The following is a 1,175-nucleotide window of genomic DNA, read 5'->3' on the forward strand; positions in this document are numbered from 1 at the left end:
GGACACTTTAGAGCGAGAGGCGACCTTTACATCCATTTTTCTAATGATTTTTTGGACGCCCATCGTAAGATAGTTTTTTGGGGAATTTTGATGTTTATCTGAAAGCTTAAACGTCAATCGTGGTCCGTTTCTCTATTTCCTCGATTAAACCCGGATCTGCCAGACTTTTCATATAGACCAGCGAAAGCTCAGTATGGGATCGGCGTCCTGCTTTATATGATCTGATGACCAAGTCACTATCTGCCATTCTTCTACGCAGAAGATAAATATTGGTACCTGTATCGCCAACAAAACCGTCATGGCTTCCGCGTACCACTTTTTCGTTGGCAGGCTCCAGAATCGCCCGGTCTAAGTCCTTTCTCTGCATCTTTTATATTATTGGTTGACTTCATATCCAGAGACGTAAGGATGTTGGAAAGGGTTTCTTTTTTCTCAGGGCATGTTAGAGGTGTGATTACCTCTTTTTGTATCTTTTCGACATCAATCATAGATTCCAAATACAAAATCATTGCTTTCTGTTTCACGAAAAGAAGCTCTCTTGTTTTGAAATCGCTTGTCTCATGAAAAATGGAAGACACCAATTTTTTATTTTCTTTTATATCTTTTACTGATGGAATATAATCCTTAGCATCAACAGTGGGTTTGGAATTTTTAAAAAAATCCATAAATTCCTCTTTCTACACGTTTTTACTCACCATTATTACCATTTGTTATCGATAGATACTTATGGGCATAATGATCCGTTGAACCAGGAAATTGGAATAATTTACGAATGAGGGGAGGCAGCTGAGGTGTGATCGGGAGAGAACAATGGCCATAACCCCAATGAAGTTGGCTATTCTTTAATACCTTCTAGCCATTCAGTGTAGCAAACCGCACATAATGGTTCCATTTGTTCATCACCATCTCTTAAAAATGAAACGGTATAGTGTTTTCCTTCTTCGAATTCATGGTCACAATAAAAACATTTTTCTTTCATAAGATTGATCTCCTACGGGTTAATTTCAAGTCTTTTCAACTGCAGATTTTTATGGGGATGGGTCATTTTCGATACATTCAGCCTGGTAGGAATTCTGACCAGAATGAACGGACAACAGGGTATCTGCATATCCAACAAGGCGATTTATGATTTCATCAGCCAGGGCGTAAACGAGCATGTGATACTCTGGCTTATG

General features: G+C 38.9%; 1 protein-coding gene and 1 pseudogene. Both read right to left on the reverse strand.

Annotated features, from left to right (window positions below; genetic code table 11):
• Positions 1-106: 106 nt before the first annotated feature.
• Positions 107-665, reverse strand: a pseudogene (locus ABHN01_RS25105) (spore germination protein).
• A 170-nt stretch (positions 666-835) separates the two neighbouring features.
• The gene (locus ABHN01_RS25110) at positions 836-979 is read right to left on the reverse strand and encodes a hypothetical protein (RefSeq protein WP_290400505.1); all 144 of its coding nucleotides are present in this window, start codon (positions 977-979) and stop codon (positions 836-838) included.
• Between the last annotated feature and the right edge of the window lie 196 nt (positions 980-1,175).

Source organism: Fictibacillus sp. NRS-1165 (assembly GCF_050468105.1).
In the GTDB taxonomy this organism is placed as follows: domain Bacteria; phylum Bacillota; class Bacilli; order Bacillales; family Fictibacillaceae; genus Fictibacillus_C; species Fictibacillus_C terrinigri.

Excerpts from the sequence above, each read along its gene's own strand:
- ABHN01_RS25110 (WP_290400505.1), bottom strand. The coding sequence starts at position 979 with ATGAAAGAAAAATGTTTTTATTGTGACCATGAATTCGAAGAAGGAAAA.